We start from the raw sequence: 390 nt of genomic DNA on the forward strand, positions 1-390 counted from the left end.
TTTTAGTTTTATCAAGATCAACAATTAAACTTTCTATTCCCTTTTTAAATTTTATATCCTTTTTAGCTTTAAATGAGTAATAAAATTTCTTGCTAAAATTAAAGATCCCCTTTAACTCACTTGATAATTCAAATAATTGATTTAATCTATATTTTTGTTTCTTAGAATACTTTGAAGTTGGTGATTTAGCCAATAGCTTCCAAAATTTTTTTAATTCTTTATATTTAACATCCGAATTAAAAAGCCTTATTCTTACATCTCTTAACCTCCAATCAGATTGTCTTAATACATGATATTTATCTGCAACTATTATTGGATTATCAAATGTAGTATTGATTACATTTCTAAATTGCATAAACATATCTGTAACAAATATATTAGGTTTTATAT

The 390-nt window shown here is 22.8% G+C and carries 1 protein-coding gene; it reads right to left on the minus strand.

Annotation, left to right across the window (positions count from 1 at the left end; genetic code table 11):
* On the minus strand, positions 1–390 hold a 390-nt coding region (locus tag AYC60_RS03425; RefSeq protein WP_197416941.1), incomplete at both ends, for a transposase.

The sequence above is a fragment of the Streptobacillus felis genome, from assembly GCF_001559775.1.
GTDB classification, from domain to species: Bacteria; Fusobacteriota; Fusobacteriia; order Fusobacteriales; family Leptotrichiaceae; genus Streptobacillus; species Streptobacillus felis.